Origin of the sequence: Streptomyces sp. CB02923 (assembly GCF_001905005.1) — a bacterium.
GTDB lineage: Bacteria > Actinomycetota > Actinomycetes > Streptomycetales > Streptomycetaceae > Streptomyces.
Genome location: NZ_LWKZ01000001.1, coordinates 972,651 through 987,923 on the forward strand (window position 1 = coordinate 972,651; position 15,273 = coordinate 987,923).

Here is a 15,273-nt window from a genome sequence, read left to right on the forward strand (position 1 = left end):
CCCTCCCAGGAACCGCATTCCTGGTAATGGCGCTGCCACCCGGGAATCCGAGGCGCCGACCGCCCGTGTTTCAGCCTTCGGCGGCCAGCCGGCGCAGTTCCCGGTCCGCCGCCGAACCCGGCTCGGCCAGGTAGACGACCACGGCCTGGTCCGGCTCGTCCGGCAGGCGCAGCGTCTCGAAGGACAGGTCCAGGGAGCCGGCGCGCGGGTGGTGCAGCGGCTTGCTGCCGTACGTCTTGTCCCGGACGTTGTGGTCGGACCACAGGCGGCGGAAGTCCTCGCTGTGCTCGGTGAGTTCGCCGATCAGCGCGGCCAGCTTCGGGTCGTCCGGGTGCCGCCCGGTGTCCAGCCGCAGGAACGCCACCGTGTCGTCGGCCTTCTGCTGCCAGTGGACGTACCGGCGGCGGGCCGACCGGTCCAGGAACGTCAGGCGGGCGAGGTTGCGCTCCGCGGGCGGGAGCGCGGGGAAGTCGGCGATCAGGATGCGGGCCAGCGCGTTCCAGGCCAGTACCTCCTGGCGGCGGCCGACCACGTAGGCGGGCGCGTGCTCGAACGTCTCCAGGAGCCGCAGCACCCCGGGCCGCACCTGCTGGTCCGGCCCCTCGGCCGGCTGCCGGGCGTCCTCGTGGCGGCTCTCCTCGCCGCGTACGAGGGCGTACAGGTGCGCCCGCTCGTGCGCGTCGAGCCGCAGGGCCTGCGCGATGGCGTCCAGCACCTCGGCCGAGGCGTGGCCGCCGCGGCCCTGCTCCAGGCGTACGTAGTAGTCGACGCTGACCCCGGAGAGCTGGGCGAGTTCCTCGCGGCGCAGGCCCGGCACCCGGCGGCGGCCGCTGAATCCGGTGCCCGGTGTGATGCCCGCGTCCTCGGGGCGCACCCGGGCCCGCCGCGATCGGAGGAATTCGCGCAGTTCGGCCCGCCGGTCCATCGTTTCCACCTTCGATACCGCGGGCCGCGGACTCTTCGCCGCGGGACCCGTACTTCCCTGCTTCTTCACTTCGCCGCCGTGCCGCTTCTTCGCGCCCCCGCATTCCCCATTCTCGCGCGGGCAATTCACGGGCGCGGATTGTCCAGGGTCCGCCCAGCGTACTTCCGAAAGACCGGTGGAGCTGTGCGACGCTGGAAGGCCGTACGCGCGCGGCGCCGCCCGCGTACCGGCACGCCCCGCACCCCGTCCCGGAGGGAGACCGCCATGCCGCAGTCCGTCGACCGTGCCCTGGACCTGCTCGACGCGGTCGCCGGGGCCGCGGAGCCGGTGACCGCGAAGGCCCTGGCCCGGCAGCTGGACTGCGCGCTGTCCACGGTCTACGACCTGCTCGGCGCGCTGACCGAACGCGGCCACCTGGCCCGTACGGCCGCCGGATACACCCTCGGCTACCGCGTACCGGCCCTGCACCAGGCCTTCCAGCGCCAGTTGCGGGTCGACGAACGGGTGCACGAGGTCCTGCTGCGGCTGCGCCGGTCCTCCGGCGCCGACGTCTTCTTCAGCACCTACCGGGACGGCGAGATCGCCGTGCTGGACGGCGCCGCCGGGCAGGGCTCCGCCTTCTCGGTCGGCCAGGACACCGCCGCCCACGCCACGGCGCACGGCCGCGCCCTGCTCGCCGCCCTCCCGGCCGCCACCCGGCGCCAGTACCTGACCGCCCGCGGGATGCGGGCCAGGACCGCGCGCACCATCACCGCCCCGGAGCGCCTGGAGCGCGAGCTGCGCCGGGTCCGCCGGGACGGGCTCGCCGTGGAGCGGGAGGAGGCCGCGTCGGGCATGGCGTGCGTCGCCGTGCCGGTGCCGGTACGGCCCGGCGGGCCCGGCACCCCGGCCACGCTGACCGCCGTGTCGGCCGCCCTGCCCCTGGAGGACTTCGCGCGGCTGCGCGCCCCGCTGACCGAGGCGCTGCGGCGCGAGGCGGCGGCGCTGGCCTGAGGAGCCGCCACGCCGGTGCGGGTGGTGGCCGGTCGTCGTGCCCGTTCCGGTGGCGCGGCGCTCCGGCGGTGCGACCATGGTGATCCGCGAAGAGCTGGGGGATCGCACATGACCGGTGGGGCCACCGTGGCCGAGTTGACGTACTACCCGCTCAAAGGGTGCGCCGGGGTGTCGGTGCGCGTGGCGGAGATCGGGCCCGCCGGGCTCGCGCACGACCGCAGTTTCATGGTCACCGGCCCCGACGGGGTCTTCCGCAGTCAGCGGCGCGATCCCGGGCTGGCGCTGATCCGCCCGGAGATCACCTCCGACGGCGGCCATCTGACGCTGCGTGCGCCGGGCGCCGGACCGTTGAGCCTGGAGGTGGACACCACGTCCGCCCGCCGGGACGTGCAGCTGTTCAAGACCGCCTATCGGGGCATCGACCAGGGCGACGCCGTCGCCGGGTGGCTGACGGAGGTGCTGGGCGTGCCGAGCAGGCTGGTGCGGGTGCCGCCGGAGCACGACCGGGTGACGGACGGCCGTACTCCGGGCACTTCCGGGTACGCCGACAGCTGCGCGCTGCACGTCCTGTCCCGGTCGTCCCTGGAGCTGCTGCACACACATCTGGCGGAGCAGGGCGCGGCGCCGCTGCCGATGGACCGGTTCCGCCCGAACATCGTGGTCGACGGCTGGGACGCGCCGCACACCGAGGACCGGGCGCGCCGGATCACCGTCGGGGACGCCGAGTTGGGGTACGCCAAGCTCGCCGTGCGGTGCGCCGTCACCACCATCGAGCAGGACTCGGGCGCGCGGACCGGTCCGGAGCCGCTGCGGACCCTGGCGCGGTACCGGCGCGCGGCCGCGGGCGGCGTCGTGTTCGGCGCGAAGTTCGCCGTGCTGCGGCCGGGCAAGCTGTCCGTGGGGGACGGAGTGGCCGTCAGGGCGTGGGGCGAGCCGGAGCGGTAGCCGGGGCCGTACGGCCGGTGTCCCCGCCGTACGACGCGCCGTACGCCGTCAGTGTCAGCACCAGCAGCGCGAGGACGGCCATCATCACCGCGAACGCCGCCCATCCGACCAGCCCGACCGCGAAGGCCCCCAGGACGGCGTGCACCACCGCGCAGCAGACGAGGGCGATGCGCCCGAACGTCCCCGGCGGGCGGTCGCGCACGCCGGTGCGTGCCAGGAGGGCGGCGCAGCACACCAGGTAGAGAGCGAAGGCGGCGCCGAGCACCCAGGCGCCGGTGGACATCGCGGCGGGGTCGACGCCCGCCATGGACATCTGCTGCTTGTCCACGACGATGCTCAGCACCCAGTTCAGGAAGAGGATGCCGCACGCCTCCAGCACCAGTACCACCGCCGTCAGCCACGCCACCGGCCTGCGTGCCGCCACCCCGCCCACCCACTTCCCCGTTGCGCTGTTACCGCGAGTACGAAAGAACACCGCGCACGCTACTCCTGAGTACCCCCCGCTCTACAAGGCCCCGGAGCCGGGTAAGACCCCGGAAAGCGGAGGCGGAGCGGGACCCGAGCAGGACCGGAGGGGAGCCGGCGCGGAACCGGACCGGGCCCGCGGCGGGGGCGGGCGGGACCCGGACCACAGACGTGGGCAAAGATTCCTTCGCCCATTCGTAGGGACTCCACAAAGAAACGGGGTTCCGGTGAACGAACGGGAAGCGAGACCTTGCCCACATCTTGATCACCCCACCGCCCCGGAAATACGGGCCTACCCTGGGACACCAGGGGACTTCGGTCCCGCATCCGCACCGGGCACACGCTCCGTGTGGGCAAGCTCACTACCGGGAACGGGTCGGCATGCAGTGTCGCCAGTCCCTAAACTCGCGACGTCCTAATTTGTTGCGGCGAAGCGCCAAGGAGGAACCGACCGTGCGCAAGGTGCTCATCGCCAACCGAGGCGAAATCGCTGTCCGCGTTGCCCGGGCGTGCCGGGATGCCGGAATCGGGAGCGTGGCCGTCTACGCCGACCCCGACCGGGATGCCCTGCACGTCCGCGCGGCAGACGAGGCCTATGCGCTGGGCGGTGACACTCCTGCCACCAGTTACCTGGACATCGCCAAGGTGCTTGCCGCCGCCGCGGATTCGGGTGCCGACGCCATCCACCCCGGCTACGGCTTCCTCTCCGAGAACGCGGAGTTCGCGCAGGCCGTCCTCGACGCCGGGCTGACCTGGATCGGCCCGCCCCCGCAGGCCATCCGCGACCTGGGCGACAAGGTGGCGGCCCGTCACATCGCGCAGCGCGCCGGGGCCCCGCTGGTCGCCGGCACCCCCGACCCGGTCTCCGGTGCGGACGAGGTCGTGGCCTTCGCCGAGGAGAACGGCCTGCCGATCGCCATCAAGGCGGCCTTCGGCGGTGGCGGGCGCGGCCTGAAGGTGGCCCGCACCCTGGAAGAGGTCCCGGAGCTGTACGACTCCGCCGTACGCGAGGCCGTGGCGGCCTTCGGGCGCGGCGAGTGCTTCGTCGAGCGCTACCTGGACCGCCCGCGGCACGTGGAGACCCAGTGCCTGGCCGACAAGCACGGCAACGTGGTCGTCGTCTCCACCCGTGACTGCTCGCTCCAGCGCCGCCACCAGAAGCTCGTCGAGGAGGCGCCCGCGCCGTTCCTGAGCGACGAGCAGAACGCCGAGCTGTACCGCGCGTCCAAGGCCATCCTCAAGGAGGCCGGCTACGAGGGCGCGGGCACCTGTGAGTTCCTGGTCGGCCAGGACGGCACCATCTCCTTCCTGGAGGTCAACACCCGCCTCCAGGTCGAGCACCCGGTCACCGAAGAGGTCACCGGCCTCGACCTGGTCCGCGAGATGTTCCGGATCGCCGACGGCGAGGAGCTGGGGTACGACGACCCGGCGGTGCGCGGCCACTCCTTCGAGTTCCGCATCAACGGCGAGGACCCGGGCCGCAACTTCCTGCCCGCGCCCGGCACGGTCACCACGTTCGAGGCCCCGGCCGGTCCGGGCGTGCGCCTGGACGCGGGCGTGGAGTCCGGCTCGGTCATCGGCCCGGCCTGGGACTCGCTGCTCGCCAAGCTGATCGTCACCGGCGCCACCCGTCAGCAGGCGCTGCAGCGCGCCGCCCGCGCGCTGAACGAGTTCACCGTCGAGGGCATGGCCACCGCCATCCCGTTCCACCGGGCGGTCGTCAAGGACGCGGCGTTCGCGCCCGAGCTGTCCGGCTCCGCCGAGCCCTTCCAGGTCCACACCCGCTGGATCGAGACCGAGTTCGTCAACGAGATCAAGCCGTTCGCCGCGCCCGGCACGGACGACGCCGAGGCGGACACCCGCGAGACGGTCGTCGTCGAGGTCGGCGGCAAGCGCCTGGAGGTCTCGCTGCCGTCCTCGCTGGGCATGCCGCTGGCCCGCGCCGCGGTCGCCGGGGGCGCCAAGCCCAAGCGCAAGGCGGGCAAGAAGTCCGGCTCGGCGGCCTCCGGCGACACGCTCGCCTCGCCGATGCAGGGCACCATCGTCAAGGTCGCCGTCGAGGAGGGCCAGGAGGTCGCCGAGGGTGACCTGGTCGTGGTCCTGGAGGCGATGAAGATGGAGCAGCCGCTGAACGCGCACCGCTCCGGCACGGTCAAGGGCCTGTCCGCCGAGGTCGGCGCCTCGCTCTCGTCCGGCGCCGTGATCTGCGAGATCAAGGACTGACGGACGGTACGGGACGGGCCGGTGCGCGCGCACCGGCCCGTCCCGTCCGTTCGCGCGGGGGCCCGCGGCACTTGAGTGCCGCGGGCCCCCGCGCTTTTCATGAGATGCATGGATGCGCATCTCGCGGCCCTCGCGGCAGCCGCCGCCCAGCAGCTGTTCGCACGGTCGCGTACCGACCGGTGGCACCGGTCGCGGGACGAACTGACCGGCCTGCTCGCCCGGTTCAGCCCTGGCGGCGTCGACCGCGAGGCGCTCACCGACGAACTGGAGGACTCCCGCGAGGAGTTCCTGACCGCCCGGCGGGAGGGCGACATCGCGGCGGCCGCCGACGTGGAGGCCGGCTGGCGGGCGCGCCTGCGCCGCCTGCTGCGCGCTTCGCCCGCCGTGGCGGGCCCGCTGCGGGACCTGCTGGCCCGCTGGAGCACGGCGGACGACGCGCCGCGCTGAGGCGGAGTGGCGGGTGGCGGGTGGCAGGGGACGGCCACGGGTTACGGGTGACGGGTGATCGAGCACCCCTGCCCCTTGCGGACAGAAGCTGTCCGCAAGGCTTCCTATGGTCATCCCATGACGCAGACACAGACGCAGAAGCAGCAGATCCTGGTCACCGGCGCCACCGGAACCGTCGGCCGTCAGGTCGTGGCCGAACTCCTCGCCCGCGGCCACGCGGTCCGCGCCCTCACCCGGGACGTGTCCCGGGCCGTCTTCCCGGCCGGCGTCGAGGCCGTCCAGGGCGACCTGAGCGACCCTGACAGCCTGATTCCGGCCCTGGAGGGCGTCACCGGCCTCCACCTGATCACCTTCGGCGGGGCCTACTTCGCCCCGCTGGAGACCGGCCCGCGCATCCTGGAGCTGGCCCGCGCGGCCGGTGTACGCCGGGTCACCGTGCTGCACGGCGGCGGCCCCTCCCTGCTGGAGGACGGGGTACGCGCCGACGAGGGCGTGGACTGGACGGTCGTGATGCCGGTCGAGTTCATGGCGAACGCCCTGGAGTGGGCACCGGGGATCGTGGCCTCGGACGAGGTCCGCGCGCCGTTCGTCTCCGGGCTCAGTGCCATGGTCCACGAGGGCGACATCGGCGCCGTCGCCGCGGTCGCGCTCACCGAGGAGGGTCACGGCGGCCAGGAGTACGTGATCACCGGACCCGAACTGCTGACCGTCGGGGACAAGGTGGCGGCGATCTCCGCCGCCCGCGGCCGGGAGACGGCCCTGGTCGAACTGACCGAGGAGGAGGCCGTCGCGCAGTGGCGGGCCGCCGGCCACTCGGAGGAGGTCATCGGCTTCCTGGTCGAGGCGTACGGGAACACCCCGGAGGTGGGCCGTACGGTCGTCGGCACCGTCGAGAAGGTCACCGGGCGCCCGGCCCGCACATTCGCCCAGTGGGCCGCGGAGCACGCGGACGCCTTCCGCGGGGACCGACGGGCCGCTCGCCACGAATGACGCCGTGCCACGGGCGTCCTGCGGCCGGCCGGTGCTTGACGGCGCCGAACGGGCGGCGGGACGCTCAAGCCGGCTCCGACGGGGTCCGGGCCGGCCCTGTTGCCACGAGAAAGGGCACCGCCGTGCTGATCTGTGGCATCAAACTCTCGCATGACGGCGGAATCGCGGTCATCGACGGAAACCGTCTGCTCTTCAGCGTCGAGGCAGAGAAGATCGGCAATTCCGCACGCCACAGCCCACTGGGGGATCTCCGCCGGGTGCCGGACCTCCTCAGGTCCGAGGGTCTGGAGCCCGCGGACATCGACCGCTTCGTCGTGGACGGCTGGAAATCGTCGGCCGAGAACCCGTGGTCCGTATCCACGTCCAAGGACGGAGAGCCCATTGCCCTGCCGGTGGCGCCCTATGAGGACGGATTCCTGTCGGCCGACCCGCTGCACCGCTATGCCTTCACCGCGCACGACTTCGGCAAGAGAACACCCGGTTACGTCAGCTATCACCATGTGACGAACCACCTGCTGGGCGCCTACTGTTCCAGCCCCTTCGCCGCGCGGGGCCAGGACGCGCTCGCCCTCGTATGGGACGGCGGCACCACGGCCAGGCTGTACGGGATCGCACCGGCGCAAGGGGCCGTCAGGCCCGTGGCCCGCCTGCTGCCGCTCCGCGGCAGGCTGTTCGCTCTCTTCAGTTCCCACCTGGGGCCCTTTCGTGAAATCGCCCCGAAGACCGGCATAGGAGCGGACTGGCGCTACCGCTCCATTCCCGGAAAGGCAATGGCCTACGCGGCACTGGGCCATGTCGAGCAGGACGCGTTCCCGGCTCTCGACGCTTTCCTCGGCGGCATGTCCGAGGCCGCCAGGGACAGCGGCCCCGCTCTGGGCAGAGAGCTGACCGCCCGGCGTGCGCATCTCTTTCCGGGTATGTCGGACGCCGACCTCATCGCGACCTTCCAGGAGTACCTCGGCCGCGCTCTCGTATCCGCCCTCGCAACCGTGGTGCGAGGCAGGCACAAAGGCCGGCGTCCGCGCCTGGTGACGGCCGGCGGCTGCGCTCTCAACATCAAATGGAATTCCGCTATCCGGGCCACCGGGCTCTTCGAGGAAATCTGGGTTCCGCCGTTTCCCAATGACTCCGGCGCCGCCCTCGGCACGGCCTGCTGCGAAATGGTGCACAGCACGCGACACCGCTCCCTCGCCTGGGACGTCTACAGCGGTCCACGCCTCCGCCGGGACCGGGCCCTGCCGGAGGGGTGGCGCTCGCGAGCCTGCGACGAGCGCCACCTGGCCGGACTGCTGCACACCGACGGCTCACCCGTCGTCGTCCTCTCCGGCCGGGCAGAAATCGGGCCGAGGGCGCTGGGGAACCGCAGCATCATCGCCCCCGCCACCGACGCCGGGACCAAGGACCTGCTCAACGCGGTGAAGGGGCGGGAGGCCTACCGCCCGGTCGCGCCGGTCTGTCTCGCGCACCGGGCCCGTGAGGTCTTCGATCCGGGCTGCGACGACCCGTTCATGCTCTTCGAACACCGGGTACGTCCGCCTTGGGTGAGCCGCATTCCGGCGGTCATCCACCTCGACGGCACCGCACGGCTCCAGACGGTCAGCCCCACGTCGCGCAGCGCCATCGCACGTGTCCTCACCGCTCACGAGGAACTGACCGGCGTCCCCGTGCTGTGCAACACCAGCGCCAACCTCGGCGGACGCGGCTTCTTCCCGGACGTCGCGTCCGCCGCCGAATGGGGCCGTGCCCGCTACATCTGGTCGGACGGCCGCCTCTTCACCCGCCCGGAGCAGGCCGTTTGACGTACGCGGCCACGAGATCCCCCGGTCACGGGATCACGCGGTCACGAGGTGCCCACCACGTCCTCCGGGAACGTCAGCTGCCGGCTCATCCACTGGAGCGCGGCGGGCAGTTCGCGCCGCCAGGTCGCGAAGTTGTGGCTGCCCTGGTCCAGGATGATCGACTCGGCCTTCATCGGCGGCTTGACCGCGCTCAGGAACTCCCTGGCCGCCGGGTAGTTCTTCTCGCCCTCCCGGCTGGTGCCGATCAGTACCGAGACCTGCGGCGCGGGCAGGTGCGCCAGCCGCCACATCAGGTCGTGTTCCCGCTTGCGCTGGGCGCGGTCCCTGCCGTCACCGAAGAGGTTGCCGGTGGTGGGGTCGCTGCTGACCTTATAGTCGGGCGACAGGGCCGCCGCCGAGGTGTACGTACGGGGATGCCGCATGGCCAGCTGGAGGGCGCAGCTGCCGCCGGACGAGTAGCCGAGCAGGCCCCAGCCGCTGGGGTCGTGCCCGACCCGGTAGTGCTCCTTCAGCGCGGTGGGCAGGTCGCTCGCGAAGAACGTCTCCGCCTGCGGGCCGCCCGGCACGTCCACGCACTGGGTGTCGCGCGGCGGCGCGATGGTCGGCCGCAGCATGACGACGACGGTGGGCTGCATCTTCCCCTTGCCGATGAGGTCGCCGCTGGTCTGCGGCACCCGCAGGTGCTGCCCCAGCAGGAAGTGGCCGCCGGGGTAGCCGCTGATGGCGACGATGACGGGGAAGCGCTGGCGCTCGTACTGCTTCTGGAAGTACTGCGGGGGCAGGTAGACGTACGCCGGGTCCACGGCCTTGGTGCGCTTGCCGACGATCCGTACGGACTCCACCCGGCCGACCTTGTCGGGCGCCCCCTTCGGCAGGCCGTGCACCTTGTCCAGGCCCTCGGTCCCGGCGGGCTGCACGAGCCCCTTCGACGGGTCGCCGGCCGGGCCCGCTCCCCCGTCGCCCCACTTGGCGACCGCGCCGGGGGCGTCGTCGTACAGGCCGAGCAGTTCGTGCCAGGATCCGTAGAACTGGAAGTTGGCGTTCACCACGAGGCCGAGCGCGGCGACGATGGACAGCTGGGTGGCGAGGATCGACCCGATGCGGCCCAGCCAGGCCAGCGGGCCGCGCTTGGCGAAGCGCGGCCACTGCCAGAGCGTGAGTCCCACACACACCACAGCGACCGCGATCATGGTGTACAGCAGTGATCGGCTGGTCAGTTCCATTGCTTCCCCAGGTGTTCCCGCACGCGTTCGGACGGTCTCCGAAGACCCCATTGCGCCAGGTTTGATGTCCCCTGGCCGCGCCGCGTTGCCACCTTGCCCACTTGTTCCCCAAGGCGCCCGCGCCGCCTTGCCTCCCCGTCACCTGCGGGCCGCCTGCCGTCCACCCCGCGCGCCGGGCGGCGCGGGACGGCCGGGGCGCCGCACCGGTCCGACGGCTGGTGCGGCGGGGGCAGTGGCATCCTGGGGGCACCGGTCCGCTGGAGGGCCACGCTCAGGGAGGACGGCGAGGACGGCGATGGTGACCGAGACGGCAGGGCAGGAATCCGTACGACCCATGCGTGCCGACGCGCGCCGCAACTACGAGCGGCTGCTGGCGGTGGCCCGTACGGCCTTCACGGACCACGGGACCGACACCTCGCTGGAGGACATCGCACGGCGCGCGGGCGTGGGGATCGGCACGCTCTACCGGCACTTCCCCAACCGGACGGCCCTGATGGGCGCCGTGTTCCAGGGCGAGGTGGACGCGCTGCTGGCGCACGCGCGCGAGCTGAGCGACGCGCCGCAGCCGTGCGCGGCGCTCGTGGAGTGGCTGCGGGCGATCATCACGCACGCCAGCACCTACCGCGGGCTGTCGCGGGCGCTGATGGCCGCGCCCGGCGACGCCAGTTCGGGACTGTCCCGGTGCAGCGTCCCGATGCGCGAGGCGGGCGGCGAACTGCTCAGCCGCGCGCAGGAAGCCGGTGCCGTACGGTCCGATGTGGGCATCAGCGATCTGATGCAGCTGACCAACGGCATCGCCCTGGCCGTGGAGGAGTCACCGGACGACCCTCACCTGGCCGACCGGCTGCTCACCCTGACCCTGACGGGGCTGCGCGCCGAGAAGGCTTAGGGGGGGTGCCGGCACCGGACCGTCGGACAGGACACCCCCTCGGAGGCCGGCGCGGCCGAAGCGATCGGAGGCCGGCGCGGCCGAAGCGCGCCGGCTCCCTTCAGCGGCGGCGCGGTGCCAGGTCGGCGACCCGGCCGCCCGGCGGCTCCGCCATCGGCGCGGCCGTGCGCAGCTGGGGCCCGGAACCGCCGCCGCCCGGTGCCAGGTTGCGCCGCTGGCCGGGCAGCGGCACGTCCCTGCGTGGACCGCGGCGGTCGGCCGCCACCACCTCCGGCGCCGGCTGGCCGGCTCCCGCTCCGGGGCCGCCGGCCACCGCGATCTGCACGCCCTGGTCGGCGAGGGCCTGCAGTTCGGTGGCGGCCCGGTCGTCGTGGCCCGGCGGCTCGTCGGTCACCAGCCGGGTGATCACGTCGGTGGGCACCGTCTGGAACATGGTGTCCGTACCCAGCTTGGTGTGGTCGGCGAGGACCACGACCTCCGCCGCCGCCTGCACCAGCGCCCGGTCCACGCTCGCGGAGAGCATGTTGGACGTGGACAGGCCGCGCTCGGCGGTCAGGCCGCTGCCCGAGAGGAAGGCGCGGGAGACCCGCAGCCCCTGGAGCGACTGCTCGGCCCCGCTGCCGACCAGTGCGTAGTTCGAGCCGCGCAGGGTGCCGCCGGTCATCACGACCTCGACACGGTTGGCGTGGGCCAACGCCTGGGCGACCAGGAGAGAGTTGGTGACCACGGTCAGACCGGGCACCCGCGCGAGCCGGCGGGCCAGCTCCTGCGTGGTGGTACCGGCGCCGACCACGATGGCCTCGCCTTCTTCGACGAAGCCGGCGGCGAGATCGGCGATGGCCGTCTTCTCCGCGGTCGATAGATGGGATTTCTGAGGGAAGCCGGACTCCCGGGCGAAACCGCCCGGCAAGACCGCACCGCCGTGCCGGCGGTCGAGCAGTCCTTCTGCCTCCAGCGCCCGCACGTCCCGCCGTACGGTTACTTCGGAGGTCTGGACGACGCGGGCGAGCTCACGGAGCGACACCGCTCCGTTCGCTCGCACCATTTCGAGGATCAGTTGGCGACGTTCTGCAGCGAACACGAAACTGACAGTAACGCCAACGACCGTCTGGTTTCAGCAGGTTGCACCAATTAACGGAAGTTGTTCGTTCCCGACCCTCGCACGTGGTATATGCCGCTGGCCGGTCACTCAGGGACACCACACTGCCACGAACCGGCGCCGGCCGCGCGCCTTCCGTCGCAGAACGGCCGCGGACGGCGCGGGAGGCGGTACGGAACCGGCCCGCCCGGCGAGCGGGCGCACCCCGTCCCGCGGGGGCGCCGCGCCGGCCGTGGCGGGCACCGTTCATCCGGCTGGCCGCGGTCTATTCGCTGGACATCTTGCGCGTGTGCAGCTGCCGCGCCACCTCGGCGATCGAACCGGAGAGCGACGGATAGACCGTGAACGCGCTGGCGATCTGCTCGACCGTCAGGTTGTTGTCGACCGCGATCGAAATCGGGTGGATCAGCTCACTGGCGCGCGGTGAGACCACCACACCGCCCACCACGATGCCCGTACCGGGACGGCAGAACAGCTTCACGAAACCGTCGCGGATGCCCTGCATCTTCGCGCGCGGGTTACGCAGCAGCGGCAGCTTGACGACCAGGGCGTCTATACGGCCCGCGTCCACGTCCGCCTGGCTGTAGCCGACGGTGGCGATCTCCGGGTCGGTGAAGACGTTCGCGGAGACGGTCTTGAGGTTCAGCGGCGTGACCGCGTCACCGAGGAAGTGGTACATCGCGATCCGGCCCTGCATCGCCGCGACGGAGGCCAGCGCGAAGACGCCGGTGCAGTCACCCGCCGCGTAGACGCCGGGGGCCGAGGTGCGCGAGACCTTGTCCGTCCAGATGTGGCCGGACTCCTTCATCCGTACGCCGGCCTCTTCGAGCCCGATGCCCTCGGTGTTCGGGATGGAGCCCACCGCCATCAGGCAGTGCGTACCGGTGATGACCCGGCCGTCCGACAGGGTGACCTCGACACGGTCCCCCACCCGCTTGGCGGAGGCGGCCCGCGAGCGCGCCATGACGTTCATGCCGCGGCGGCGGAAGACGTCCTCCAGGACCGCGGCGGCGTCCGGGTCCTCGCCCGGCAGCACGCGGTCGCGGGACGAGACGAGCGTGACGCGGGAACCGAGCGCCTGGTAGGCGCCCGCGAACTCGGCGCCGGTGACGCCGGAGCCGACCACGATCAGCTCTTCCGGCAGCTCGTCGAGGTCGTAGACCTGCGTCCAGTTCAGGATGCGCTCGCCGTCCGGCAGCGCGTCGGGGATCTCGCGCGGGTGCGCGCCGGTCGAGACGAGGACCGCGTCCGCGGTCAGCGTCTCCTCCGTACCGTCCGCCGCGGTCACCGTGACCGTGCGCGAGCCGTCCGGCGACTGCCCCGGCTCCAGACGGCCGCGGCCGCGCATCACCCGGCCACCCGCACGGGTGACGGAGGCGGTGATGTCATGCGACTGGGCGAGCGCGAGGCGCTTCACCCGGCGGTTGACCTTGCCGAGGTCCACCCCGACGACGCGCGCGGGGCGGTCGACCGGCGGGGTGTCGTCCTCGACGATGATGCCCAGCTCGTCGTACGACGAGTCGAAGGTGGTCATCACCTCGGCCGTCGCGATGAGGGTCTTGGACGGGACGCAGTCGGTCAGTACCGACGCCCCGCCCAGACCGTCGCAGTCGACGACGGTCACCTCCGCGCCGAGAGAGGCGCCCACCAGGGCCGCCTCGTATCCGCCGGGTCCGCCACCGATGATCACGATCCGAGTCACGTACTCCATTGTCCCGTACGCCCGCGCCGGGTCACCCCCCGGGGGCCGCCGTTCGAACCTCACGTACCACGAGCCCACCCCCTGACCTCCCGTACCCTCGGAACCATGTCGCTCTACGCCGCGTACGCCGGCAACCTCGACGCGCGGCTGATGACCCGCCGCGCTCCGCACTCGCCGCTGCGCGGCACCGGCTGGCTCAACGGCTGGCGGCTCACCTTCGGCGGGGAACAGATGGGCTGGGAGGGAGCGCTGCCGACGATCGTCGAGGCCCCCCGCTCACAGGTCTTCGTCGCGCTCTACGACATCGCGCCCATGGACGAGGAGTCCATGGACCGCTGGGAGGGCGTGGGCATGGACATCTACCGCCGGATGCGCGTACGGGTCCACACCCTCGACGGCGACGAGGCCGCCTGGCTGTACGTCCTCAACGGCTACGAGGGCGGCCTGCCCGCCGCCCGCTACCTCGGCGAGATCGCCGACGCGGCGGAGTCGGCGGGGGCCCCGCACGACTACGTCATGGAACTGCGCAAGCGTCCCTGCTGACGGAAACGGGCCCGGGACGCCACCCGGGCCCGCGCCGTCTCGTAGAGATCTACGAACAGATCCGCGTGATGCCGTCGGCGAGGACATCTACGCGCGTAGGCATTTACCGGCTACCCTCGTCCGCGTGAACGCATCTGTTACCCCGGACATCGCGAGCGACCCGCAGGGCGCCGCCGCCGACGCCGCCGCCCGCCTGCGCGAGCTGACCGGCGCCGAGACCCACGACGTCGCCCTGGTGATGGGCTCCGGCTGGGCCCCGGCCGCCGAGGCCCTGGGCGCGCCCGAGCACGAATTCCCGGTCACCGAGCTGCCCGGCTTCCCGGCGCCCGCCGTCGAGGGCCACGGCGGCAAGGTCCGCTCGTACAAGCTGGGCGAGAAGCGGGCCCTGGTCTTCCTCGGCCGTACGCACTACTACGAGGGCCGCGGCGTGGCCCCCGTCGTGCACGGCGTGCGGACCGCCGTCGCCGCCGGCTGCAAGACCGTGGTGCTCACCAACGGGTGCGGCGGCCTGCGCGACGGCATGAGCCCCGGCCAGCCGGTCCTCATCGGCGACCACCTGAACATGACCGCCACCTCCCCGATCGTCGGCGCCCGCTTCGTCGATCTGACCGACCTGTACTCGCAGCGGCTGCGCGCGCTGTGCAAGGAGGTCGACGCGTCGCTGGAGGAGGGCGTGTACGCCCAGCTCCCCGGCCCGCACTACGAGACCCCGGCCGAGATCAAGATGCTCCGCACCCTGGGCGCGGACCTGGTCGGCATGTCCACCGTCCTGGAGGCCATCGCCGCCCGCGAGGCCGGCGCCGAGGTGCTCGGACTGTCCCTGGTGACGAACCTCGCCGCGGGCATGACCGGCGAGCCGCTCAACCACGAAGAGGTCCTGCAGGCCGGGCGCGACTCCGCGACCCGCATGGGCAACCTGCTCGCCCAGGTGCTCGGCAAGCTCTGAGCAGCAGCAGGACAGCAGGAACACAGCAGGACACACGTACGGGGCGTTCGCGGACGCCCCGTACGTGTTCCCGGCGGGGCGCGC

Annotated in this window: 14 protein-coding genes; 9 read left to right on the forward strand and 5 right to left on the reverse strand. The window is 72.6% G+C overall.

Annotation, left to right across the window (positions count from 1 at the left end; genetic code table 11):
* Positions 1 to 70 precede the first annotated feature (70 nt).
* Complete coding sequence (locus tag A6A06_RS04095) at positions 71 to 925, reverse strand: helix-turn-helix domain-containing protein (RefSeq protein WP_073758804.1); 855 nt, start codon at positions 923 to 925, stop codon at positions 71 to 73.
* A 264-nt stretch (positions 926 to 1,189) separates the two neighbouring features.
* Between A6A06_RS04095 and A6A06_RS04100 the strand changes: the two genes are divergently transcribed.
* Positions 1,190 to 1,918 carry an IclR family transcriptional regulator gene (locus A6A06_RS04100; RefSeq protein WP_073758806.1) on the forward strand — a complete coding sequence of 243 codons (729 nt, stop codon included), beginning with the start codon at positions 1,190 to 1,192 and terminating at the stop codon, positions 1,916 to 1,918.
* Between the two features lie 108 nt (positions 1,919 to 2,026).
* Entirely contained in the window at positions 2,027 to 2,863 is an 837-nt protein-coding gene (locus A6A06_RS04105) for an MOSC domain-containing protein (protein WP_073758808.1), read from the forward strand.
* Here the strand turns inward: A6A06_RS04105 and A6A06_RS04110 are convergent.
* The gene (locus A6A06_RS04110) at positions 2,835 to 3,287 is read right to left on the reverse strand and encodes a hypothetical protein (protein ID WP_443333706.1); all 453 of its coding nucleotides are present in this window, start codon (positions 3,285 to 3,287) and stop codon (positions 2,835 to 2,837) included. The two genes, A6A06_RS04105 and A6A06_RS04110, sit on opposite strands and share 29 nt — an antisense overlap.
* 494 nt (positions 3,288 to 3,781) lie before the next feature.
* Here A6A06_RS04110 and A6A06_RS04115 point away from each other — a divergent pair, with 494 nt between their 5' ends.
* The 4 genes from A6A06_RS04115 (at position 3,782) to A6A06_RS04130 (ending at position 8,787) form a co-directional block, all read left to right on the forward strand.
* Positions 3,782 to 5,551: an acetyl/propionyl/methylcrotonyl-CoA carboxylase subunit alpha gene (locus tag A6A06_RS04115; protein WP_073758812.1), complete on the forward strand. Its 1,770-nt coding sequence runs from the start codon at positions 3,782 to 3,784 to the stop codon at positions 5,549 to 5,551.
* 108 nt (positions 5,552 to 5,659) lie between these two features.
* The gene (locus A6A06_RS04120; RefSeq protein WP_073758875.1) at positions 5,660 to 5,998 is read left to right on the forward strand and encodes a hypothetical protein; all 339 of its coding nucleotides are present in this window, start codon (positions 5,660 to 5,662) and stop codon (positions 5,996 to 5,998) included.
* A 117-nt stretch (positions 5,999 to 6,115) separates the two neighbouring features.
* Positions 6,116 to 6,988 (forward strand): NmrA family NAD(P)-binding protein, encoded by an 873-nt coding sequence (locus tag A6A06_RS04125; RefSeq protein WP_073758877.1) that lies wholly within the window; start codon positions 6,116 to 6,118, stop codon positions 6,986 to 6,988.
* Positions 6,989 to 7,110: 122 nt separating this feature from the next.
* The gene (locus A6A06_RS04130) at positions 7,111 to 8,787 is read left to right on the forward strand and encodes a carbamoyltransferase N-terminal domain-containing protein (RefSeq protein WP_073758879.1); all 1,677 of its coding nucleotides are present in this window, start codon (positions 7,111 to 7,113) and stop codon (positions 8,785 to 8,787) included.
* Between the two features lie 41 nt (positions 8,788 to 8,828).
* Here A6A06_RS04130 and A6A06_RS04135 read toward each other — a convergent pair whose 3' ends face one another.
* Complete coding sequence (locus A6A06_RS04135; protein ID WP_073758881.1) at positions 8,829 to 10,010, reverse strand: alpha/beta hydrolase; 1,182 nt, start codon at positions 10,008 to 10,010, stop codon at positions 8,829 to 8,831.
* A gap of 334 nt (positions 10,011 to 10,344) precedes the next feature.
* On the opposite strand from A6A06_RS04135, the gene A6A06_RS04140 reads away from it, so the two are divergent.
* Positions 10,345 to 10,899: a TetR/AcrR family transcriptional regulator gene (locus A6A06_RS04140; protein ID WP_199930666.1), complete on the forward strand. Its 555-nt coding sequence runs from the start codon at positions 10,345 to 10,347 to the stop codon at positions 10,897 to 10,899.
* 100 nt (positions 10,900 to 10,999) lie between these two features.
* On the opposite strand, the gene A6A06_RS04145 is transcribed toward A6A06_RS04140, so the two are convergent.
* Together A6A06_RS04145 and A6A06_RS04150 are read right to left on the reverse strand one after the other, a co-directional pair.
* The gene (locus tag A6A06_RS04145) at positions 11,000 to 11,980 is read right to left on the reverse strand and encodes a DeoR/GlpR family DNA-binding transcription regulator (protein WP_073758885.1); all 981 of its coding nucleotides are present in this window, start codon (positions 11,978 to 11,980) and stop codon (positions 11,000 to 11,002) included.
* Between the two features lie 283 nt (positions 11,981 to 12,263).
* The gene (locus A6A06_RS04150; protein WP_073758887.1) at positions 12,264 to 13,709 is read right to left on the reverse strand and encodes an NAD(P)H-quinone dehydrogenase; all 1,446 of its coding nucleotides are present in this window, start codon (positions 13,707 to 13,709) and stop codon (positions 12,264 to 12,266) included.
* Between the two features lie 96 nt (positions 13,710 to 13,805).
* On the opposite strand from A6A06_RS04150, the gene A6A06_RS04155 reads away from it, so the two are divergent.
* Positions 13,806 to 14,243 (forward strand): gamma-glutamylcyclotransferase, encoded by a 438-nt coding sequence (locus tag A6A06_RS04155; protein ID WP_030017478.1) that lies wholly within the window; start codon positions 13,806 to 13,808, stop codon positions 14,241 to 14,243.
* A 124-nt stretch (positions 14,244 to 14,367) separates the two neighbouring features.
* On the forward strand, positions 14,368 to 15,189 hold the full coding sequence (locus A6A06_RS04160; protein WP_073758889.1) for a purine-nucleoside phosphorylase: 822 nt from the start codon (positions 14,368 to 14,370) through the stop codon (positions 15,187 to 15,189).
* Positions 15,190 to 15,273 lie beyond the last annotated feature (84 nt).